17 protein-coding genes are annotated in these 20,891 nt (G+C 33.9%); 3 read left to right on the top strand and 14 right to left on the bottom strand.

Features of this window, described 5'->3' with window-relative positions:
• Positions 1–5 precede the first annotated feature (5 nt).
• Entirely contained in the window at positions 6–1,913 is a 1,908-nt protein-coding gene (locus DDY94_RS03485; protein WP_111682659.1) for a polysaccharide biosynthesis protein, read from the bottom strand.
• The gene (locus tag DDY94_RS03480) at positions 1,910–3,034 is read right to left on the bottom strand and encodes a DegT/DnrJ/EryC1/StrS family aminotransferase (RefSeq protein ID WP_111682658.1); all 1,125 of its coding nucleotides are present in this window, start codon (positions 3,032–3,034) and stop codon (positions 1,910–1,912) included. The genes DDY94_RS03485 and DDY94_RS03480 overlap by 4 nt, the downstream gene beginning before the upstream one ends.
• A 421-nt stretch (positions 3,035–3,455) precedes the next feature.
• On the opposite strand from DDY94_RS03480, the gene DDY94_RS03475 reads away from it, so the two are divergent.
• Together DDY94_RS03475 and DDY94_RS03470 are read left to right on the top strand one after the other, a co-directional pair.
• Positions 3,456–4,427: an ATP-grasp domain-containing protein gene (locus DDY94_RS03475; RefSeq protein ID WP_111682657.1), complete on the top strand. Its 972-nt coding sequence runs from the start codon at positions 3,456–3,458 to the stop codon at positions 4,425–4,427.
• On the top strand, positions 4,411–5,067 hold the full coding sequence (locus tag DDY94_RS03470) for an HAD family hydrolase (RefSeq protein WP_111682656.1): 657 nt from the start codon (positions 4,411–4,413) through the stop codon (positions 5,065–5,067). The genes DDY94_RS03475 and DDY94_RS03470 overlap by 17 nt, the downstream gene beginning before the upstream one ends.
• On the opposite strand, the gene DDY94_RS03465 is transcribed toward DDY94_RS03470, so the two are convergent.
• From DDY94_RS03465 to asnB, 5 genes are read right to left on the bottom strand one after another with little or no spacing between them, the layout of a single operon-like run.
• A complete protein-coding gene (locus DDY94_RS03465) occupies positions 5,060–6,133 on the bottom strand; it encodes a GNAT family N-acetyltransferase (RefSeq protein WP_111682655.1) in 1,074 nt (357 codons plus the stop codon). The genes DDY94_RS03470 and DDY94_RS03465 overlap by 8 nt on opposite strands.
• A gap of 23 nt (positions 6,134–6,156) precedes the next feature.
• Positions 6,157–6,771 carry a sugar transferase gene (locus tag DDY94_RS03460; protein ID WP_111682654.1) on the bottom strand — a complete coding sequence of 205 codons (615 nt, stop codon included), beginning with the start codon at positions 6,769–6,771 and terminating at the stop codon, positions 6,157–6,159.
• 18 nt (positions 6,772–6,789) lie between these two features.
• Positions 6,790–7,764 (bottom strand): endonuclease/exonuclease/phosphatase family protein, encoded by a 975-nt coding sequence (locus tag DDY94_RS03455; protein ID WP_157957231.1) that lies wholly within the window; start codon positions 7,762–7,764, stop codon positions 6,790–6,792.
• Entirely contained in the window at positions 7,761–8,894 is a 1,134-nt protein-coding gene (locus DDY94_RS03450; protein ID WP_111682652.1) for a glycosyltransferase family 4 protein, read from the bottom strand. Before DDY94_RS03450 ends, DDY94_RS03455 begins: the two co-directional genes overlap by 4 nt.
• Positions 8,895–8,900: 6 nt before the next feature.
• On the bottom strand, positions 8,901–10,805 hold the full coding sequence (gene asnB, locus DDY94_RS03445) for an asparagine synthase (glutamine-hydrolyzing) (RefSeq protein WP_111682651.1): 1,905 nt from the start codon (positions 10,803–10,805) through the stop codon (positions 8,901–8,903).
• A 536-nt stretch (positions 10,806–11,341) separates the two neighbouring features.
• Between asnB and DDY94_RS03440 the strand changes: the two genes are divergently transcribed.
• On the top strand, positions 11,342–12,304 hold the full coding sequence (locus DDY94_RS03440; protein ID WP_111682650.1) for a glycosyltransferase family 2 protein: 963 nt from the start codon (positions 11,342–11,344) through the stop codon (positions 12,302–12,304).
• A 17-nt stretch (positions 12,305–12,321) separates the two neighbouring features.
• Here the strand turns inward: DDY94_RS03440 and DDY94_RS03435 are convergent, their stop codons facing one another.
• The 7 genes from DDY94_RS03435 to murJ form a co-directional block, all read right to left on the bottom strand.
• Positions 12,322–13,461: a glycosyltransferase gene (locus DDY94_RS03435; protein ID WP_111682649.1), complete on the bottom strand. Its 1,140-nt coding sequence runs from the start codon at positions 13,459–13,461 to the stop codon at positions 12,322–12,324.
• Positions 13,462–13,463: 2 nt separating this feature from the next.
• Complete coding sequence (locus tag DDY94_RS03430) at positions 13,464–14,537, bottom strand: glycosyltransferase (protein ID WP_111682648.1); 1,074 nt, start codon at positions 14,535–14,537, stop codon at positions 13,464–13,466.
• Between the two features lie 5 nt (positions 14,538–14,542).
• Positions 14,543–15,472 (bottom strand): hypothetical protein, encoded by a 930-nt coding sequence (locus tag DDY94_RS03425; RefSeq protein ID WP_111682647.1) that lies wholly within the window; start codon positions 15,470–15,472, stop codon positions 14,543–14,545.
• A 2-nt stretch (positions 15,473–15,474) separates the two neighbouring features.
• Positions 15,475–16,908 carry an MBOAT family O-acyltransferase gene (locus DDY94_RS03420; RefSeq protein WP_111682646.1) on the bottom strand — a complete coding sequence of 478 codons (1,434 nt, stop codon included), beginning with the start codon at positions 16,906–16,908 and terminating at the stop codon, positions 15,475–15,477.
• 215 nt (positions 16,909–17,123) lie between these two features.
• The gene (locus tag DDY94_RS03415) at positions 17,124–18,344 is read right to left on the bottom strand and encodes a hypothetical protein (RefSeq protein WP_111682645.1); all 1,221 of its coding nucleotides are present in this window, start codon (positions 18,342–18,344) and stop codon (positions 17,124–17,126) included.
• Positions 18,341–19,411, bottom strand: a complete 1,071-nt coding sequence (locus tag DDY94_RS03410) for a glycosyltransferase family 4 protein (protein ID WP_111682644.1) — start codon at positions 19,409–19,411, stop codon at positions 18,341–18,343. The genes DDY94_RS03415 and DDY94_RS03410 overlap by 4 nt, the downstream gene beginning before the upstream one ends.
• Complete coding sequence (gene murJ, locus DDY94_RS03405; RefSeq protein WP_111682643.1) at positions 19,408–20,751, bottom strand: murein biosynthesis integral membrane protein MurJ; 1,344 nt, start codon at positions 20,749–20,751, stop codon at positions 19,408–19,410. Before murJ ends, DDY94_RS03410 begins: the two co-directional genes overlap by 4 nt.
• Positions 20,752–20,891: the final 140 nt, after the last annotated feature.

Raw genomic sequence — 20,891 nt, 5'->3', positions numbered from 1 at the left:
ATTATTTATAAGTTAGTATTATTTTTTGTGTCTAAAACCTCGTAGGTTGAATTATTAGAGATGTACTCTGGTATTAATGATTTTATAGAGGATACAATTTCTAATGGTTGCGTTAACGAATTAATTGAGGTTAACTTATTGATGCCTTTCTCTGTATTTTCAATATCGACAAATCTCGATTTAGCAATCATTATTTTTTCGTGATAGGTTTTTTTAGTGTTTTCACCATCAGCTAAAAGTTCCTCGTATATTTTCTCACCTGGCCTGAGTCCGGTGATCTTAATGTCGATGTCTTCAGGGAAACGTAAACCTGAAAGTATGATCATGTTCTTAGCTAAATTGAAAATCTTAATGGGCTCTCCCATATCAAACACAAAGATCTCGCCACCATTACCCATTGCAGCTGCTTCTAATACAAGCTGGCAAGCTTCTGGGATAGTCATAAAATAACGTGTGATTTCTTTATGGGTAACAGTTAAAGGACCACCTTTTTCAATTTGTTTTTTGAATAATGGGATCACAGATCCATTAGAACCGAGTACATTTCCGAAGCGTGTGGTTATGAATTTTGTATGTCCTTTACCTTTAAGACAAGTCACGTATAGTTCGGCAATACGTTTTGTGGCACCCATAACATTTGTAGGGTTAACTGCCTTATCGGTAGAAATCAAAACAAACTTATCTACACTGTGTTTTACAGCGATATCAGCTACATTTTTAGTTCCGCCAATATTTACACTCACCGCTTCATAAGGATTATTCTCCATTAAAGGGACATGCTTGTAGGCTGCCGCATGAAAAACGATCTTTGGCTTATAAAGATTAAAGATCTGATCTATTCTGGTTTTATTTCGAACATCGGCTACAATGGCATCGATATTTGAAAGTCCTAATTGTTTGAATTCCTGTTGGATATCATAAAGCGCAGACTCAGCATTATCAACCAAGATCAGCTTCTTATAATTGTACAGGCTGACTTTACGACAAATTTCGCTACCAATAGAACCAGCTGCACCAGTAATTAGAATAACTTTATTATCGTATTGGTCTTCGAGATCAGGATTTTTAATGTTAATTGGATCTCTTCCTAATAAGTCTTCAATTTTAACTTCCTTGATCTGTCCTACGCTAAGATCACCATCAATCCAGCTTTGAACTGGCGGAACAATTTTCACTTTAAGTCCAAGTGAAAACAAGTTTCCAGTGATCTGTAATAATCTTGAAGGATCTATATTCTGAATAGAAATAATAACGTCTTCAACCTTATATTTCTTTATGAATTCTTCATCAATAGAAGAGATGCTATATACTTTTAGCAGATTGATCTTCTTGCCAATTTTGCGCTCATCATCATCGATAAAACCAACAACTTCAAAACCATTTTTGGTATCATTCTGAATGGCATCATAGGTTAGCATTCCAGAATTACCGGCACCAAATATGAGAACATTGGCGGTTGTATTTACATCTTGTGTAATTTGATTATAAAGCGATTTAATGAAAAGTTTGGCACCAATTAAGAACAGAATATTCAATAATAAATGAATATAAATTATTGATCCTGAGATATTGAAGATGCTGTCTTCACCTAAAAATTTTCTGCTTAAAAATGTACAACATATTAAAATGGTCGCTAAAATATTAGTACCAATGATCACATTTACAATGTCTTTAAAACCTGTAAATCTAACAACACCCTTGTAGGTACCAACCGCTACTAAACTTATTGCTGCAACAGCACTAACATATGGTAGCTGTTTGACCAGGGTATAAAAGTCGAAATCGATCTGGAAATTAAATCGTATGAGATAGGCTAAAAAGAAAGTCGCTACTACGATGGAAACATCAAATAGTAACACTAACCATTTTGAAGCATAACGCTGTGATATTTTATTTAAAAACCTAACTATCATACTGCAAAATACATATTTATAGCAGAAATAACTCTATTGAGTTCTTCATCACTTAGATTGGAACCACTTGGTAAACAGAGTCCTCTGTCAAAAAGATCATCAGAAACTCCATTTAAATAACTTGGTGCATCCTTAAATATTGGTTGCTGGTGCATAGGTTTCCATAATGGTCTAGATTCGATATTTTCTTTTTCTAAAGCCAACCTTAAACCTTCACGAGTTTCCTTGGAATCTAACAGAATACAAGACAACCAACGGTTTGAAAAATGACCTTCGGGTTCATTTAAAAAGGTGATATTCGAAATATTTTCAAAGGTGCTACGATATAACTCATGATTAGCACGACGCTTAGCAACATGACTATCTAAAATGGTCATTTGTCCTCTACCAATTCCGGCAACGATATTAGACATTCTGTAATTGTACCCAATGTGCGAATGTTGGTAGTGTGGCGCATTGTCTCTAGCTTGTGTTGAAAGGAACACAGCCTTTTCTTTTTCTTCAGCTGTTTTTGTCACAATGGCACCACCTCCTGAGGTTGTAATGATCTTATTACCATTAAATGATAATATGGCAAGATCTCCAAAGGTTCCGCAATTTTGACCTTTATAATGGCTTCCTAAAGATTCTGCACTGTCTTCGATCACAGGGATATTATAGGATTTAGCTACAGCATGAATTTCGTCTGCCTTATAAGGCATTCCATAGAGGTGTACCGCAATAATAGCTTTAGGTGTTTTGCCTTTCAAAATTCTGTCCTTAATGGCTTCTTCTAGCAAATCCGGACACATATTCCAAGTGTCGGTTTCACTATCCACAAAAACAGGTGTTGCGCCTTGATATACTATAGGATTAGCTGAAGCAGAGAAGGTTTTGCTTTGGCAAATAACTTCATCTCCCTGGCTAACACCAAGTAGAATAAGGCTTAAATGAAGAGCTGCTGTACCGGAAGCAAGAGCTGCTACATGTCTATCTTCTTTAAGATAATCTTGTAGGTCTTTTTCAAAACCATTTACGTTGGGTCCTAAAGGAGCAACCCAATTGGTATCAAATGCTTCTTTTATGTAAGTTTGTTCTAAACCACTCATGTGTGGTGAAGACAACCATATTTTAGGTTTCATAAGTCAAATTGTTAAGTAATAGACATTACCTTTTCAATTTCATGCCTTAGAGGGATTTGGGACACGATTATTAAATCGATTTAAAGATGCATTAATAATATGAGACTCAACAAATAAAGACGATAAAAGGTAAATATTTACGTTGTCACCAAAACCTTACTATAATTTAAGTTGCAAGATTTTCCTACGATAAAAAAGTATTGATATTGGCCGTTTTACGGTTTTTAAGTTGGCCATAGAATTGCCATGAGTATGACCTCGTGATTTGCTTTTGAAAATGAAAATGTGTTTATTGTATCAAATCGTTACCCTAATCCAATTAATTTACCAATCATAGGTTCTTTTTTTAGCTTTCTATTGCGGTAGCTATATTTAGGACCTTAATTATGGATTACCATATTAGAAGCCTTAATTTTATAAAATGAACATTCTAATTACTTCAGCTGGTAGACGGGTATCGTTAATAAGAGCTTTTCAAAAAGAATTGAAAACTATTTTTCCCGAAGCCAAAGTGTTTGCTTCGGATTCTGAACCAGTTTTGTCGGCAGCCTGCCATGTGGCTGATGCGTATTTCGATGTTCCTAGATTAGATAATCATCAGTATATTAACAGCCTTCTAAAGCTTTGTGACGACCATGACATAGGATTAATTATTCCTACAATAGATACAGAACTTTTAAGCCTCTCGAAACACAAAGCTCAATTTGAAGCCATCGGCGTTCAAATAGTAATTTCTAAAGTAAGCTTCATAAAAAAGTGCAGAGATAAACGTGCTATTCACGAGTTTTTTGAAACGCATAATATTGCTGTTGCCAAGGAGTATTCTAAATCTAATTATCAATTACCTTTATTTATAAAGCCTGTCGATGGCAGTAGGAGTGTAGATACATATATAGTTGAATCTGAAGAAGACCTAACAGACTATCATTTCAGTAATGATAAACTCATGTTTTTAGATTATTTAGACCATAATGATTACGATGAATTTACCTGCGATTTGTATTATTCAAAAGAAGGTGATTTAAAGTGTGCTGTACCAAGAAAGCGATTAGAGGTTAGAGATGGCGAAGTGTACAAGGCACTTACAAAGCGCAACGGTTTAGTAGACTTTATCACAAAAAATTTAAAGCGCATAGAAGGTGCCGTTGGTTGTTTAACCTTGCAGCTTTTTATTCATAAATCAGATGCATCTAAGATCTATGGAATCGAGGTAAATCCGAGATTTGGTGGAGGTTTTCCACTTTCTTATCTGGCAGGTGCCAATTTTCCGAAATGGATTATCGAAGAATATTTGTTAAGCAAAAGCATTGAGGATAAATTTGATGTATGGGAATCTGATCTCCTTATGATTCGCTACGACGATGAGATATTAGTACATGGATATAAAGATTGATAAACATACGGTCATCGTTTTTGATCTGGACGATACGCTCTACAACGAAATTGATTATTTGAAATCAGCGTATCGAGATATCTCAGTTCAAATTGATCCAGATAACAGCAAGAATTTATACCGGGAAATGTTTGCCATGTACCGAATGGGTAAGGATGTATTTCAGTACCTGTCGGATAGCTATGGAGTTAAAAAGCAAGATTTGGTTCAGTTGTACCGTAACCATAAACCTAATATTACCTTGTTTGAAGGCGTACTTGATCTTTTCAAGGCGATACTTAAAAAAGAAGGAAGAATTGCACTTATTACCGACGGTAGAGTCAAAACCCAATCAGCAAAATTAGAAGCATTAGGAATTACGAATTACTTAAGCAAAACTGTTATTTCTGAAGCCATAGGTAGTGAAAAACCAAATGAACGCAATTTTAAACTTGTAGAAGATGCCTTATCAGCAAAGCAGTATTACTACATTGCGGATAATATTAAAAAAGACTTTGTGACACCTAATTCATTAGGTTGGAAAACCATTGGCCTTATTGATAATGGGCAGAATATTCACGTAGCTCTAGCCTCACAAGTTTCAGAAAATTATTTACCACACAATTTTATTGCGTCTTTTAAGGAGGTAAATATTATTTGATGAACTCTCGATACTTAGGGAAGAAGTTTGATTCTTCCTTTCCTGAGGATAATTGATTGTAAGCCTCCTCATCCACAACGCATTTCCATACTTTGAAAAGCCTAAAATCTTTAGAAAATGAAGCTTTAAAATCGAAAAGTGAATCTTCTTCACCCGCTAAACCTCCACCAAGATTAAAAAATGTATAGCCTTCCTCAGTTGCTCTAAGGCGCATCTCATCTAAGAATAATTTTGAAGGATGTAGTTTCAAAAATTCAGTTCTTGTTCCGGATAAATGAAATTGAACAATTTTACCAGTTTTTACAAACATTGAACCAGCGATAAACTTTTTCGTTTCGATATCTCTAATCAGAATAATGTCGGTTTGAAAATCTTCAACTTTTAGAAAGTTCAAGAAGTATTCTTTATCGAAAAAATAATGTTCTTTAGCATTTAGACGACGCATATTTTCGTGATAAATATCAACAAACTCTAAAATTTCTTCTTCGGTCTTTGCTAATACGACTTCACATTTTCGTCTTAATTTATTGATTTGATTTTTATTAGACTTTGAATAGACAGCTCTAGATTCTTCAATGGTTTTAGAAACATCAATATTTATAACCTTGCCTAGTTCTTCAACATTACCGAGTCCTTCAATTATAGGATTTTGGTTTAAAAATGGATGCAGTCGACTAAATAGCGAAACAACTCCTTTTTGTTTAAGATAATCCTTCAAGCATAATTGAAAGTTTAAGAAATTAAAAGAGGTGTCCTTGATATTCGTTATTGGTCCGCAATACCCATAAACAGAGGTGAAATCAGAATAATTTGTATTCTCGATATTTCTTAGGATCAGAGGTAGCGCAATTAAATTTTGACCATCCTGATAAACCAATAAAATGGGTTGCTCATTTTCATTTGCAGAAATGACATGATAATCGTAGGTATGATAAAAATCATGACTACTTATTTTTCGTAGTATAGATTTCCATTGTTGCTTATCTGTAATTTCAGTTATCTTTTGAGGTGCAGATCGGGAAACTTTAGTTGTACTAGATTTCCCTTCTTTAATTTTGAAAAACATTTGGGGAAAGTTATAGTTAAAGATTAATTTTTAGTACCTGTAAATCTAGGCATATCCATCTCTTCTGAATTATTGATGTCTTTAGGTGCAATTACTTTTTCAATGGTTTTGAATAGAATTTTCATATCTAATGAAAACGACAGATTCTCTACGTAATAGACATCGTATTCGAATTTTTCTTCCCAGCTAATGGCATTTCTACCATTTACTTGAGCCCAACCAGAAATTCCTGGTAAAACGTCTTGACGCTTTATTTGTTCTTCATTGTAATATTCTAAGTACAATACTAACAATGGTCTTGGGCCAATTAAACTCATGTCACCTTTAAGTACATTGATAAGTTGAGGAAGTTCATCTAGTGAATAATTTCTACAAAATCGACCAACTTTGGTAATTCGTTGCACGGCAGGAAGTAACTCACCATTACTATCTGTTTTATCATTCATGGTTTTCAACTTAATGATCGTGAATGGTTTTCCTTTTAATCCGGCACGGTTTTGATAAAAGAATGGTTTACCATTATTCGAAATGGCCAGAATTATAATCAGGGTGATTAATAATGGAGAAATTATTATTAAACCTATAAGACTTGCAAAGAAGTCAGCTAATCGTTTAAATATTTTATATAAACTTTTCATAACGGTAGGTTTTACACATTAAGATCTTGATATTTTGGGAATCTTAAATTTAATTAATATGGGTTGATGATCTGATAGATCTAAATTTATATTCTTATGTTGATTAATGTTTAATGTCTTGTCTGTAAAGGCATAGTCTAAGCGTAATGGATAGCCCTTCAGACTAAAAGTAGTGCCAAGTCCATTCCCTTTTTTTATAAATGAATCATTAAGCGATTGTGCAATTATTCGGTAAGGTTTCCCGAATTGCGTTGCGTTTAGGTCACCGCCAATAATTACCTTACCATTCCAATTTTCTGAATGTTCCTTTATAATTTGAGCTTGTTCAATCTGCTTGTTTAAGGTATTTGAAAATTTTCCTGATATATCATCAGTATTTCCGAAGGTAAAGGCGAAAGATTGCAAATGAATATTATAAACTCTAATAGTGTCATTCTCTATTTTAAGATCTGTATAGATCGCATTGTTCTTTGATTCAGGAAAATCTACAAAGCCTTTATTGACGATAGGGTATTTAGAATAAATATCTAAAAGGGTTTTTTCAATTCCTTCTCTAAAACCCAAGAAATGATGATCGAAACCATCTATGTTTCTTGCTACTTTATAGGCAGATTCTTGCAGCAATAAAATATCTGGATTTATAGAATCAATAAACCTTAAAATACCACCTGCTACAGCTTTATCTTCATTGTCGAAAGATCTAACGTTATACGATAATAGGCTTATAGAATCCTCAGCGGTTTCATTTGAGGAAATTTGAAAAAAGAATTTAAAGCAAAACAAGAAGGCGATTATACCAATACAGTAGATATACCTTCGCTTAAAGATGGCATAAATTGCCACCAATACATTCAGAACAAATAATAAAGGTAATACGACACTAGCAACAACAGATATAGCGCCTAAATTGAGATAAGTGCTGACAATGCCAGTGATCAGTAATAAGACCAAGGCAATGATTAATTTATCTGTATGTTCTTGAATCAATCTCAATTCAATTCTTGATTTATGATATTAACTAAATCTCTATTAATTATATTCACATCGAAGCGCTCTTCGGCGTACGTTCTACTATTTTTACCCATTTCTTTCACCTTTTGAGGATTTAGAATGAAATATTCCATGGCTTTAACTAGAGCTTCAAGATTTTTTGGTTCAATTAAAAAGCCATTATAACCTTCTTTTACAGATTCTCTACATCCTACAGAATCTGTAGTGATTATAGGATTTCCACAAGCACAAGCTTCTAAGGTTGTTCTGGGTAAACCTTCGCGATAATAGCTTGGTAATACAAATACTGATGTTTTATGTAAATGCTCTTCAACATTTTTCTGTTTACCATGAAAAATGATCGTTCCTTTCTCGTGCAATTCCTTTAATTCTTCTTCGCTGATAGCAGAGGGCGAGGTTTCGGTTGCACCAATCAAATGGAATTCAGCCTCAGGATATTTTTCCTTCAGAACCTTTGATGCTTCCAAGTATAAAGCCACACCTTTTTCCTTGATCAGCCTAGCAATAAATAAGAAACTCACCTTATCTTTAGGATCTTTTTCTTTAAATGTGAACTGATTCAGATTAACTCCAGATCCACTTACGAAGGCCACTTTTTGATCTTTTGAAATGACCTTTCGGTCTACCAATAATTGATGATCATCTTTATTTTGAAATACAATAACTCTATTTTTTCGAATAGATAGCTTGTATAAGCGTTCATTAAACTTTTGAAGCAATTTAGCTTTTTTAGAAGCACCCGTGAAGGTATATCCCAAGCCCGTAATCAACGAAATAACAGGGACTTTACAGCTATTAGCTGCCATAGAACCATAGATTACAGGTTTTACGGTATATGGAAAAACCAAATCGATATTATGGTCTTTGATAATTTTCTTCAATTCTTTTATGGAGTCCATATCCTTCATTGGATTTAAGCCTGTTCTCTGAAGGTTAAATTCAATTGGAGTGGCACCCATTTCTTCGATCTCCTTACGATGCTGGTCTGCATAACTTGGCGCAGCAGCAAAGACCTCAAAACCATTACTGATGAGACTTTTAATAAAATCTCCTCTAAACCTAATTAAGGATCCATCAAATGATGCTATAATTAATATTCGCTTTTTATCCATAATTGTTTAGTTCTGTTTAAGGAAATTGTATTTGTACCATTTTTGAAAGCAGTAATACGACCACACCCTAAAGGTGCTGTCTTTCTTGCTATCTAAATGATCCTTTACAAGTTTGGTAATTACCTCAACATTAAAAATTCCTTGCGTTTTTAGCATTTCGGGTTCTATATAACTTTCAAGTTCTTTTCTTAAGCTTTGTCTTAGCCAATCGCCAGTAGGGCTGCCAAATCCACTCTTGCTTTTCTCTAAAAATTCATCAGGAAACTGATCTTTAAAGGCTTCTTTTAGAATGTGCTTTTTATTCCAACCTTTCATCAAATAACTTTCAGGTAAGGTGTTAGTGAATTCCCAGAGCTCTCTATTCAAGAATGGCGCTCTACATTCTAGAGATGTCATCATACTGGTTCTATCTACTTTTGCTAGCATACCACCTTCAAGACTACATATTTTATCTACTAATCTATAATCGGTAAGTGATTCAATCTTTTGTTTGCCGATAATGTCTTTGTATTCTTGAAATATGTTCGATTCAAAATATTCTGGCTGCATTATTTCAGAAAGTTGCTTACTTGTATTAGCAAGTGAGATGATGTCCCAGTAAAAATCACCGTCATAATTTATGGCATGAAGCAATCGATTTACTTGAAACTTTCGTCCTCTGGCATCATCTTTATCCACTAAGAATTTCTGACTCAATTTTAAAACAGAGTTATGAATGGCCTTAGGAACAATGCTCTTATAGCGTTTGTTCATTTTACCAATGTAGTATTTGTTATATCCACCGAAAACTTCATCACCACCATCACCAGTTAGTGCAACGGTTACGTGCTCTCTAGTCTTTTCAGATAGGAGGTGAGTAGGTAAAGCAGCACTATCAGAGAATGGCTCATCAAAATTTACCAGAATATCATGGATATTATTTTTTAGGTCGTCTTCATCTATAACAAATTCGTGATGGTTACTGTTAATCATGTCCGCAACCACGCGCGATTTATCCGTTTCGTCATAGGATGCCTTTTTAAATCCGATGGAGAAGGTATCGATCTTTTTATCTGTTGTCTGCGATAAACACAGAGAAATAATGGATGAATCTACACCTCCAGATAAAAATGTACCTAACCCTACATCAGCAATAGATCTACTATCCACACTATTATAAACCATATCCTTGGTTTTTGCCTTAGCATCTTCAAAAGAGATATTTACGGTTTTTGGTTTGGGTTCAGCGTTGATCTTGTGAATTTGTGTCTGATGTGTACTCAGATCATATTCTATGTAATGATTTGCCTCAAGCTTGCGGATACCTTCGTAAATGGTGTGTGGTGCAGGAATGTAGGTAAGTCTGAAATACAGATTTAATCCTTTTTTCGAAATATTTGGCGTAAAATCGATGGTTTTAATGATAGACTTCAATTCTGAGGCCCATATAAACGCTTTCTCCGTATCCATGTAATACAAGGGCTTTTCACCGAAGAAATCACGAGCAATAAACAGCTTGTTTATCTTTTTATCATAAATACTGAAGCCATACATACCATCTAGCCATTCAAAGGACTCCACACCATATTTTTCGTAGGCTTTCAAAATCACTTCTGTATCACTAGAGGTATTGAAAGTAACGCCTTCGTTCTCTAGTTTTGCCTTTAATTGTCTGTAATTGTAAATCTCACCATTAAATACGATAACGATCTGTTTATCATCTGTGAAAATCGGTTGTTGCCCAGAGGATAAATCAATGATCGAAAGTCTTCTCATAGCCATACCAACAGAGAAGTCCTTATTTTCTTCTGAAAATACACCATCCTCATCTGGTCCGCGATGAATGATAAGGTCATTCATGTTGTTAAGGAGAGAAGATATTTCGTTCTCTTTTTTATTGGTCTTTGTAATTATGCCATTAATTCCGCACATAATCTAATATATATTTAATTTGAGGCATTCCTATATAATAATACCCAGTGATAAAAGTCCCCGTTATAAATAAGAAAAAAATTGAGTAATCGTTGCAAGATCTAAGGCTACTTTTTTCACTTAAAGATAACCACGTACATTTTTGCAGAGAAAAGTGCACACAAAATTTACTTAGTGCAGTTGACCATAATTTAGGTTTCATAGGCAAAAATTGTAAAGTAATAAAATTACAGTTTCAATTTAATGTCTTATAGAGTTTGGGACACATTATCAACGGGTTAAATATGCATCAATATTTAGTGACTGCCCAAATAAAGACGATTAAAAGCATTTATTCACGTTGTTAATATCTAAATATATTCTATATGAATTTTTCAATTACTGGATTTAAATCAACCTGGTTTTTTAGTGGAATTCAATTCTGAAAATAAGCCAGCTAACTGTTTTTTTATTATTTCATCTATTTTTATTGGGAATTAGCGTTCGAACAGATATTTTTCAACTTGATAACCTTAAATCTATTATAATTCACTACTATGAATACTCTCATTTTCAAGGATTTATTGCCCGTTTATAAAGCGAAGGGACCTAGAGACTACAAGTACAGATTTACTGTTTTTACTCCTGTTTTTAATTGTGAAAACTCAATAGGTAAAGTACACGAATCTCTATTGAACCAGACCTACAAGGATTTTGAATGGCTAGTCATTAACGATGCGTCTACAGATAATTCTCATGAGGTTATTAGTAAAATTGTAGAGACCTCACCATTGAACATTAATTATGTAAACAACAAGGTGAATAAACACAAAATGAGTTGTTTCATTCAATCGATAGGTTTAGCTCAAGGCGAATTCTTACTAACATTCGATGGTGATGACCAGTGTTATCCTCATGCATTGCAAGTATTTAATGATGAGTACGAAAGTCTTGACGATAATATGAAGCAAAAAGTTGCCGCTGTAACAGCATTATGCGAAGATCAGCATGGTAATTTAGTAGGTACAGAATTTCCTGAAGATCCATTTTATTGCCATACGTTCGAAGCTAAAATAAAGAATCAGATTATAGGTGAGAAGTGGGGTTGGACCAAAACCGATGTTTTAAGAGATATTGAAATTAATCCTGAAATGCTAAACATTGGCTTTACACCTGAAAGTATAATTTGGAGTACAGTTGCCCGAAGTGGATTTATTACAAAATGTACTAATAAAATTCTTAGAATTTATCATGTTGATGTAGAAGGTTCTATTATGAATACACCTATGACTTCGAGAAGTGCTCATGGTACAGTATTAAACGGCATAGGACATTTAAATTGGTTCTTCAACAAATATTTTTTCACGGCCCCAGTGTTTTTTTTAAAAATGATCTACGTAATGCTTAGATCGTCTAAATTTTTGAAAATACCATTAAGTGCATACCTCAAATCGATCAAGCCATTTTTTGTTAAACTAATTGTATTCTTTTTGTGGCCTTTTAGAGGATTATTGAGGTAGTATGAAAACAGTATAACTTAAGAAATTAAGTCTATATATTCTTTTAAAATACTGTTCTTTTCGAAGTCTTTAATTCGGTTTTGCCCGTTCTTAATGCATGCCTCAACAAAGCGTTTGTTTTTAATAAAATAGTCCATTCCTTTAGCCATGGAATCGACATGTTTTATAGGCGTCAAAATCCCATAATCCGTAAGCATTATGTCATTGTCCTTTGGTTGCTTGAGCTCCATAATTTCACTAGGCCCGGATTGGCAATTCGTTGATAATATTGGAAGACCACAAGCCATGGCTTCTAATAATACATTTGGAAAGCCTTCATGATTAGAGCCAAACACAAATAGATCAGCTGACTTTAAGTATTTATAGGGATTAGGATCAAATCCAAGGAACCTTACTTGCGAATTAACATCAAGTTTATTAACTAGATTTTCAAGTTCATCTTGCATATCACCAGAACCTAAAATGTATAGTCTAAGCTGTGGATTCTGAAGCTTATGTAATGCCTTGATCAACATAGTGTGATTCTTTCCAATATCTAATCGCCCCAAGGTGACCATGTTAAATTTTGAAGAATCAAAGAAGTCCTCAACTGGCGCTATATCATTGATCTTTTCTAAATCAATCGGGTTATGAATCACGTGCATTTTTTGCGAAGGGACTTCGAAATTATTCACCAAATCACCAGCATTTCCATAGGAATTAGAAATTACCATTTCCGATTTTTTATAAAGGGATTTGATCATCTTTTTGTTGAAAGTCGATTGGAATCCTTTATAACTGTATTGTAGGCTAGGAAAAGCACGCTCATTAGTTATAACTTTATAATTGTGTTTGGTGAATTTTCTTGAAAGTACATTTACAAATGAAGGGCGTGTTAGAAAGCTTAGGCTATGTGTCAGTTCGAGCTTCTTTACCAATTTGGCATATTTATAGGCTAAGAACGGAATTTTTAAAGCCTTAATTATACCGCTTTCTTGTGGATTTGACTTCTCGATGTAGTGAATTTTAGTTTCTTCAGGGATATCATACTTAATCCCTGGATTCATTAATATCAAATGCACATCAATATTGTTCTGAATACAATAGGTAACCAGATAAGACACCACGCGTTCAGCGCCACCACCAGATAGAGAGTATATAAGTATACCAAGTCTCATTATTAATTATTCAAGATGTTTTGAAATAATGCCTCATATTGATGAATGATCATTTCCTTGTTGAATTTCTTATAAACGGATTCCCTGACATCTTCAGGATTCATATTAAAATCTGTTTTCAGTGTGTTTAAATATTCGTCTTCAGTCTTAACCATATAACCATTTACAGAGTTTTCTACAATTTCTTTTGTCCCTCCTGGGGCTTCAAATGCTAATACTGGCGTTCCGACCACACAGCTTTCTAGCAGTGCATTAGGAAAGCCTTCTACGTAAGATCCTTGTAAAAACACATCATGTTCGGCTAAGTAATCATTCACTTTATTAGTAAATGGAATATGTTTTATTTGATTTATTATTCCTAACTCTTCTGCTCTTTGAAATATTTTATCTTTCAATTGCCCGTCGCCTATGATCGTATAGGTGAATGGCTTCTTGAATTTTGAAAGGATATCTAAAAGTCTTAAATGCCCCTTAACTTCCGTTAGTCTTCCTACAGTAATAAACTTTTTTGGTTCACTTTGTTCTGATTTAATTTTAACTTTAGGAAGATTTGAAATAGGATTATTAATTACATGAAGTTTTTCACGTGAAATATTGAAATTTTCAGCCATGTCGTCGGCCATATCACGGGATTGACAAATAATAGCGTCTAATTTCTCAAATCCATTAGGTAGCAAATGCGCTAAAGACCATTTTCTGGATTTTTTCTCGTTTTTACGCTTCCCTAAAACCGTGGCTTCACGTCCTATGAATTTTGTTCTTCTAAAAAATGGTGATAGTAAAGCCATGGCCTGATTGACATGAGCGATTGAACTTACCACTATGTCAGGTTTAAAGGCCCTAATTTGCTTAACAATTGAAGGAAGTGCAGATATTATTCTGGGCTTATTCAAATATTCAACATCTACATTTGTCACCTCATAAACAGAGTCTTTTTCAAATCCGGCAACTAATAATTTAGGGTGAAATTTCTCTGCATCTATATTTTGTGAAACAAACGATATTACGCGTTCTGCACCGCCAGCACTTAATGAGGGCAAAATGAATAATATCTTTATCTTGGATGGCTTACTCATTATTTTTAATTGAGTAATATATTATCTTTTAATGCTTTAGAAACTTGTTCTGCAACTTTTTTGTGTCCGTAGCAAGTCCAGTGACTATCGTAATCAAAGGTCCAATCCTTATCATTGCTCGAATCGAGTATTATGGTATCAAATCCGGCCGCCATGCATTTTTCAATTATGAGTTGATTTGAATTGGGGTGAAATACAAGAGATTTCCCTTCAAGGTTATAATTGGCAGCAATATGGTCTATTAGTTTAAAAACTTCATCCTTTGATTGTAATTCAGAAGAATCGGACTTTTCATTTTCTATTTTTTTGGGTTTCTCTTTTCCGAAAGATAAATTAATAGGGAATCGATTATAGAAATAATACAAGAGTTTCCAATTATATAGTATTTTTTTAGACACTGGTGCCTTCATTTTACCATATACTATTTCGTTGTTTGTGAGACTCATTTGCGTAATGTCACTCATAGGCTTTACTTCGACAATACTCTCAAAAAAATCGAAATCATTCACATAGATGAGGGTATGCTTTGGTTGTAGAGAATCTAATTGCTTATGAATTTCCATAGCCTCAATCAAGGATACACCAGAACGTGCGGCCTCCATAAAGTTATGATCGGGAATTTGCTCTTTCAAATATACTGATTGATGACATTCATTAGGATTCATGAAGTTTTCAATATATGAATCGCCAATGACCAATATAAGGTCGTCAAAACGTTCTGGTAATTCTCCAGGCCAACCCATTTCATTAATTAGCCACTTATGGTCGCCACCTTTCCAGTATCCGTCTTGATTAGGAATGTATTTTTGAATACCGTAGTTGTCAATTGTACGTTGAGGAATATCAGACATTGCATGCGTTAATCGCACAACGATTTCTCCTGCAATTAGCGCAAGAAAGGAAAAAATGGTGATATGTTTTATAAATCGTTTCATGCTTAGAATTGGAAATATATAAATTCTTGCTCTTCACCAGTGAAAGCAAACATGAGTACAATTAATGCAATATAAAAACTCCAGCGTACAGGGCGTTTCATAAAGTCTAAATTTTCAATAGCATATTCATAACTTCTTCCTAGCCATTCAATTACGAGGAACAAGGCTAATAGTGCTAATATGGTAGTTGGGAAAATCTCCACCCAACTAAATAATGAGGCGTTAAAAGTTCCTCCGAGATAATCAATAGCATGCCCAACGTTATCGGCTCTAAAGAACACCCATGCAATAAGCGTAATAAAGAAGGTAATGGCCATTTGGCCTAGTTCTTTTAGGTTTGGTAAATAGCGACCCTCAGCTACCAGGTTGGTGTTTACTCTATTCTTATTGGCTAGCAATAAGGGAAGGAAATATATAGCGTTTAAGGCACCCCAGACTATGAATGTCCAGTTAGCTCCATGCCAAAAACCACTAACAATAAATATAATAAAGGTATTGCGCACCTTCATTTTTGTACCTCCACGACTTCCGCCAAGTGGGATATATAAGTAGTCTCTAAACCATGTTGAGAGTGAAATATGCCAGCGTCTCCAGAACTCGGCAATGTCTCTTGAGAAGTATGGAAAAGCAAAATTTCGTTTTAGGTTAAAGCCAAACAATCTTGAAATTCCAATCGCAATATCAGAATACCCTGAGAAATCCCCATAGATTTGGAACGCAAAGAAAAATGCTCCCAATAGTAAGGTGCTTCCGTTATATTCGGTATGATTGTTAAAGATCATGTTGGCATACTTAGCACAGTTATCGGCAATGACTACTTTTTTGAATAGTCCCCAAAGTACTTGACGCAGCCCATCTACAGCTCTGGCATAATCAAAATTACGTTGTACTGAAAACTGAGGTAGTAGGTTAGTGGCTCTTTCAATTGGACCAGCAACTAACTGCGGAAAGAAACTCACAAACGCCATAAAACCAACAAAGTTTTTGGTAGGCTCTAATTTCTTATTGTACACATCAATGGTGTAACTCAAGGTCTGGAAGGTATAGAAACTAATACCTACCGGAAGAATAATATTAAGAGTGTTTATACTTAATTCTTGACCGAAGAAAGTAAATGAATTTACTAAACTATCGATGAAAAAGTTGTAGTATTTAAAAAAACCTAAAAATCCGAGGTTTACACCAATACTTATCCATAATAGTGTTTTTCGTTTGGCTTTTACGTCAGTTTTACCTAGGGCTCTTCCGATGGAATAATCAACTAAGGAGCTAAATAAAATGAGTGAGAGAAAGCGCCAATCCCACCAACCATAAAAGACATAACTGGATATGGCAATAAGAAGATTCTGCGCCTTAATGTTTTTGCTACCAATAAGCCAATATAGTGCGAAGACTATTGGAAGAAATACAAAAAATTCTAACGAATTAAATAGCATATATGGTTAAATTTGGGTCGCTATCGTGATTACTCACAATTTCGAACCGTAAATATGTTTTAACTAAACTAAAAAATCAAAATTATTCTTTAAAGTGGTATTTTATTACTTCTATCTGCAGTATTGCGATTTTAAATTAAAAATTGATCTAGTTTTGAGTTAATCTATTCCTTTAATCAGCACATAATCAAAACAGTAAATTAATCAAAGTATTTTTATTCGATAGCTGGTGTCAACTCTTCTTTAGACACTTCTGATACATCTTTAAAATCAATTAAATAGCCTAAATAGATGAACATGGCCATCAAATATGGTTGGTTAATTACACTTTGTAAACTGAGCATAAAAATACACATGGTAAGTAAAATGGGAAGTACAAAAAACCGTATCTCGGGAGGACTTCGAAATGCTTGAATGAAATATCGCAAAAGCATAAATAAGAAGAATAACAAGGCAAATATTCCGGCGTCAGCCCAAACTCCAATAATTGTATTATGTCCTCTTTGAGAAGCGGCAAAGTTAATACCGTTTCCAAATATTGGATTTTTGTAAACGTAATTATGCAACAAATTGGTAACCAACTCATTTCGACCTGAATCGTCTACTTTATCGGTATTAAACGTGGCTATATTTACAAGATTATTGATCTTGTCGCGTTGTTGTCCAACAAGATTCATATCCGCAGTTATGGTATTGAGATTTGCCATTATGACCCAAAGAACTGGAATAAGTGCCACACCTAATACCAATCTAAGACCTTTAAAAAATTTGTAATTGATTGATACAAAACAGACGATAAAAACCATAAAGCCTGTATTAGAAAAGGTAATAAACAAACCATTCAGGATTATGGCTAAGAAAATGATCTTTATGCCTTTAAATAATAAAGTTTTTGGATTGTATAATTTATAAACCAAAATAAAGGCAATAATTGCTGCTAATGCTGCATTATTTGCATCACCATAAACACCTCCGGCTCTATCGATATAAGCATAAAATCCACCACGATCTAGATCGAAATTGGTGTTATAAAAATGAATACCTAAAAATACCGAAAAGGTAAAAGCCCATATGGCGGTTATTTTGAAAACCTTTCTGTTTTCAGGAACACTTAAATAAATATAGAATCCAATTACATATAAAAGCGGAATTATATTTTCAAGGATTACAGCCGGGTTATAATGAATTACACTCGCTACCATGGCAATCACAAAATACATGATGTAAAAAATGATCCAAAGTTTTGCGGTACTAGAAAAGCTACCTCTTTTCTTCATTATGAGGGCAATACCAAGAAAAATAAGTGCAAGATTTCCGTACGCAATTAACTGTGCTAATACGAAAGAAACGGTTTTTGTTACTATTACTTGAAAATTAAAAACCGTAATAGCAAAAGGTAATAGAAAGCAAATATGTGTTAATACCTTTAATTTCATTTTTTTAATATACCGTCAAAAATATCTAAGTAATTTTTATAAATGGTTTCAATTTTGAATCTATCTAAGGAATTTACACCTTCTTTTGAAAGACGTATTCTCAAATCTTCATCATTCATCAGTTGATCTAATCCTTCGGCCATTGCATCAAAATTCTGATCTTCAATAAGTAATCCATTTACATTGTGATCAATAATTTCAGATGGTCCTGTAACACAATCGAAGGCTATACATGCCATTCCTTTACAAAATGCCTCAATCAGTACCATTGGAAGACCTTCCGTTCGAGATGGCATCACATAGATTTCAGATTCGATCATCAATTCTCCAACTCTTGTTGAATACCCTTCAAAAACTACCTGATCCTCAATTTGATATTCTTTGGTCAAATCTTTCAACAGTTTTGTTCCGTCATCGCCACCGCCAACAAATTTCAATGTCCATTCAGGGTTCTTTTTCAGAACAGGAGCAATAAGCGGAATTAAGTTATCGAATCCTTTGTGATAATACCTGTTAAGATCACCAACAGTAAGAATTATTTTCTTCCTATTACGTTCATTTTCAGTATATACTTCAAACGTACATGGATTTGGCATTATATGCACGTTAACACCTTTTTTCTTGTAATGTTCGTAATCAAATGCCGTTAAAACAGTTAAGGCATCCGAAACCCTATACATATACTTTCGTGCTAATTTACCAATAAAATCAGTCTCTCTGACGTGATTATTATGTTCAGCTGAAACGACCTTTATACCATAAATCTTTCCTATTAATCCTCCTATGAAATTAGTTTGAGTCATAAAAGGCATTAATATATCTGGTCTATTTTCTTTTTTACCATAGAGTTTTATCAGATTCCTGATACTTCTCAATGTGTGATTTTTAAGCTTGCCACCATGTAATTTAATACGTTTTACAGTTGAATTGGCAGAGAACACTTCTGGTTCATTAAAAGTTATAATTGTAACGTCATGTCCTTGCTGATCAAAATGATTTGCCAATAGAATAAGGACACGTTCTGCGCCTCCAGCAACCAATGAATTGACTAAAAAATCTATTTTCATCCTTTCAACTTTTTATATTGGTTGTTAGTATACCAAAAGTAAAAACAACTACTAATAATTAACACAAGGGATGTACTGACTGCTAAACCATATACCCCATAGAATTTCACAAATATTATATTGAGCACTAGATTAATAATCAAATTTGCAAGTGAGATCCATGCCATAAAGCTGTTTTTATTGATACTGGTTAAGAATTTCACTATGATTAATGTACAGAGATAGAATGGTACATGTACAAAAATGATCTTCTGAATTAGTGATACCTTCAATGTGTCATCATGAGTAAATTTACCGCGTTCAAAAAGTACTTCAATCAACCAATCCGACATAAAAATGGCAATAATCACGAAAATACTCGATGAGATAAATACAACTTTTAAGGTTTTAAATAGATGCTTATAAGCACTTTTAACGTCTTCATTAACCATTCTGGAGAAATGTGGTAGCAAAACACTTCCGAGAGCCATAGTGACAATGGCAATCCCAAAATATGGAATTCTAATACCGTAACTAATGGCTGTAATTGAACCTGCAATTAATTGAGCTGCAAAAAATTGATCGACATAATTATTTATGGCTGATAAGAAACTAGCTGATACTTTTGCTGGTAATTGCCGTATCATTAATTTCACATTACTATTTAATACAGGCCTACTTAAAGACAAGTCCTTATACTTTATGGTGAAAAACAATAATATTGAAAAAGAAAGCGTGCTTCCTGCGAGTGTTCCTAGTGCAAGGACCATATGACCGAGTTCATCTCTTAAGAAAATAAGAAAGAGAATCATTGTTAAAATAGAGAAGAAATCTGGTATCGTTGCTACGAGAAATCGATTCTCAATTTCAAGAAGACCATGCAATACGGACGATAATCCCCATAAAAATAAACATGGTAATACATAGAACAATTGATCTTTTATCAGTTGATAGAATTCGGGCGTATGCCCAGGATATATTAAATGGATGAATACATCTGTAGATAAAAATGCTATGAGTACTGAAATAGCACAAATTCCGAAAGCAATAAGAAAAATAACTGATTGGAAACTAGATTTTGGACCGCCACTTTTCATATCCGATATATAATTCGGTATGAAAATATTTTTCAGAGAATTGATAAATATGCTCTGAATAAATGAAGGCACTAGCATTGCTATTAAAAACGTATCTAGAATTTCAGACAGACCAAATGCGCCTGCAATCATGGTCTCCTTGTAAAAAGCGACAGCCTTAATAATCATGGTGACCGTACCAACGATCATCATATTTCTGACCAAAGGATTCCTTGAGGCTTTTTTAATATTCTGAGATATGTAATCTATTTTAAAAGCACGCATCAGCAATACAGGGGATTTATATGAGTATAACAAACACGGTTAACTCTTTTCACTTTAATCATTAGAAAAGAAGGAGTTAACTTAAATGCTTTATAGAAAGTTCTTAATTGCTTAACAATCATGAGATTTGGGTCCAATGA

The organism is Winogradskyella tangerina, from assembly GCF_003260205.1.
GTDB classification, from domain to species: Bacteria; Bacteroidota; Bacteroidia; order Flavobacteriales; family Flavobacteriaceae; genus Winogradskyella; species Winogradskyella tangerina.
The sequence above is the reverse complement of the archived record's forward strand: the minus strand, read 5'-3'. Positions and strand labels throughout refer to the sequence as shown.

Excerpts from the sequence above, each read along its gene's own strand:
- DDY94_RS03485 (WP_111682659.1), bottom strand. The coding sequence starts at position 1,913 with ATGATAGTTAGGTTTTTAAATAAAATATCACAGCGTTATGCTTCAAAA.
- DDY94_RS03480 (WP_111682658.1), bottom strand. The coding sequence starts at position 3,034 with ATGAAACCTAAAATATGGTTGTCTTCACCACACATGAGTGGTTTAGAA.
- DDY94_RS03475 (WP_111682657.1), top strand. The coding sequence starts at position 3,456 with ATGAACATTCTAATTACTTCAGCTGGTAGACGGGTATCGTTAATAAGA.
- DDY94_RS03470 (WP_111682656.1), top strand. The coding sequence starts at position 4,411 with ATGGATATAAAGATTGATAAACATACGGTCATCGTTTTTGATCTGGAC.
- DDY94_RS03465 (WP_111682655.1), bottom strand. The coding sequence starts at position 6,133 with ATGTTTTTCAAAATTAAAGAAGGGAAATCTAGTACAACTAAAGTTTCC.
- DDY94_RS03460 (WP_111682654.1), bottom strand. The coding sequence starts at position 6,771 with ATGAAAAGTTTATATAAAATATTTAAACGATTAGCTGACTTCTTTGCA.
- DDY94_RS03450 (WP_111682652.1), bottom strand. The coding sequence starts at position 8,894 with ATGGATAAAAAGCGAATATTAATTATAGCATCATTTGATGGATCCTTA.
- asnB (WP_111682651.1), bottom strand. The coding sequence starts at position 10,805 with ATGTGCGGAATTAATGGCATAATTACAAAGACCAATAAAAAAGAGAAC.
- DDY94_RS03440 (WP_111682650.1), top strand. The coding sequence starts at position 11,342 with ATGAATACTCTCATTTTCAAGGATTTATTGCCCGTTTATAAAGCGAAG.
- DDY94_RS03435 (WP_111682649.1), bottom strand. The coding sequence starts at position 13,461 with ATGAGACTTGGTATACTTATATACTCTCTATCTGGTGGTGGCGCTGAA.
- DDY94_RS03430 (WP_111682648.1), bottom strand. The coding sequence starts at position 14,537 with ATGAGTAAGCCATCCAAGATAAAGATATTATTCATTTTGCCCTCATTA.
- DDY94_RS03425 (WP_111682647.1), bottom strand. The coding sequence starts at position 15,472 with ATGAAACGATTTATAAAACATATCACCATTTTTTCCTTTCTTGCGCTA.
- DDY94_RS03420 (WP_111682646.1), bottom strand. The coding sequence starts at position 16,908 with ATGCTATTTAATTCGTTAGAATTTTTTGTATTTCTTCCAATAGTCTTC.
- DDY94_RS03415 (WP_111682645.1), bottom strand. The coding sequence starts at position 18,344 with ATGAAATTAAAGGTATTAACACATATTTGCTTTCTATTACCTTTTGCT.
- DDY94_RS03410 (WP_111682644.1), bottom strand. The coding sequence starts at position 19,411 with ATGAAAATAGATTTTTTAGTCAATTCATTGGTTGCTGGAGGCGCAGAA.
- murJ (WP_111682643.1), bottom strand. The coding sequence starts at position 20,751 with ATGCGTGCTTTTAAAATAGATTACATATCTCAGAATATTAAAAAAGCC.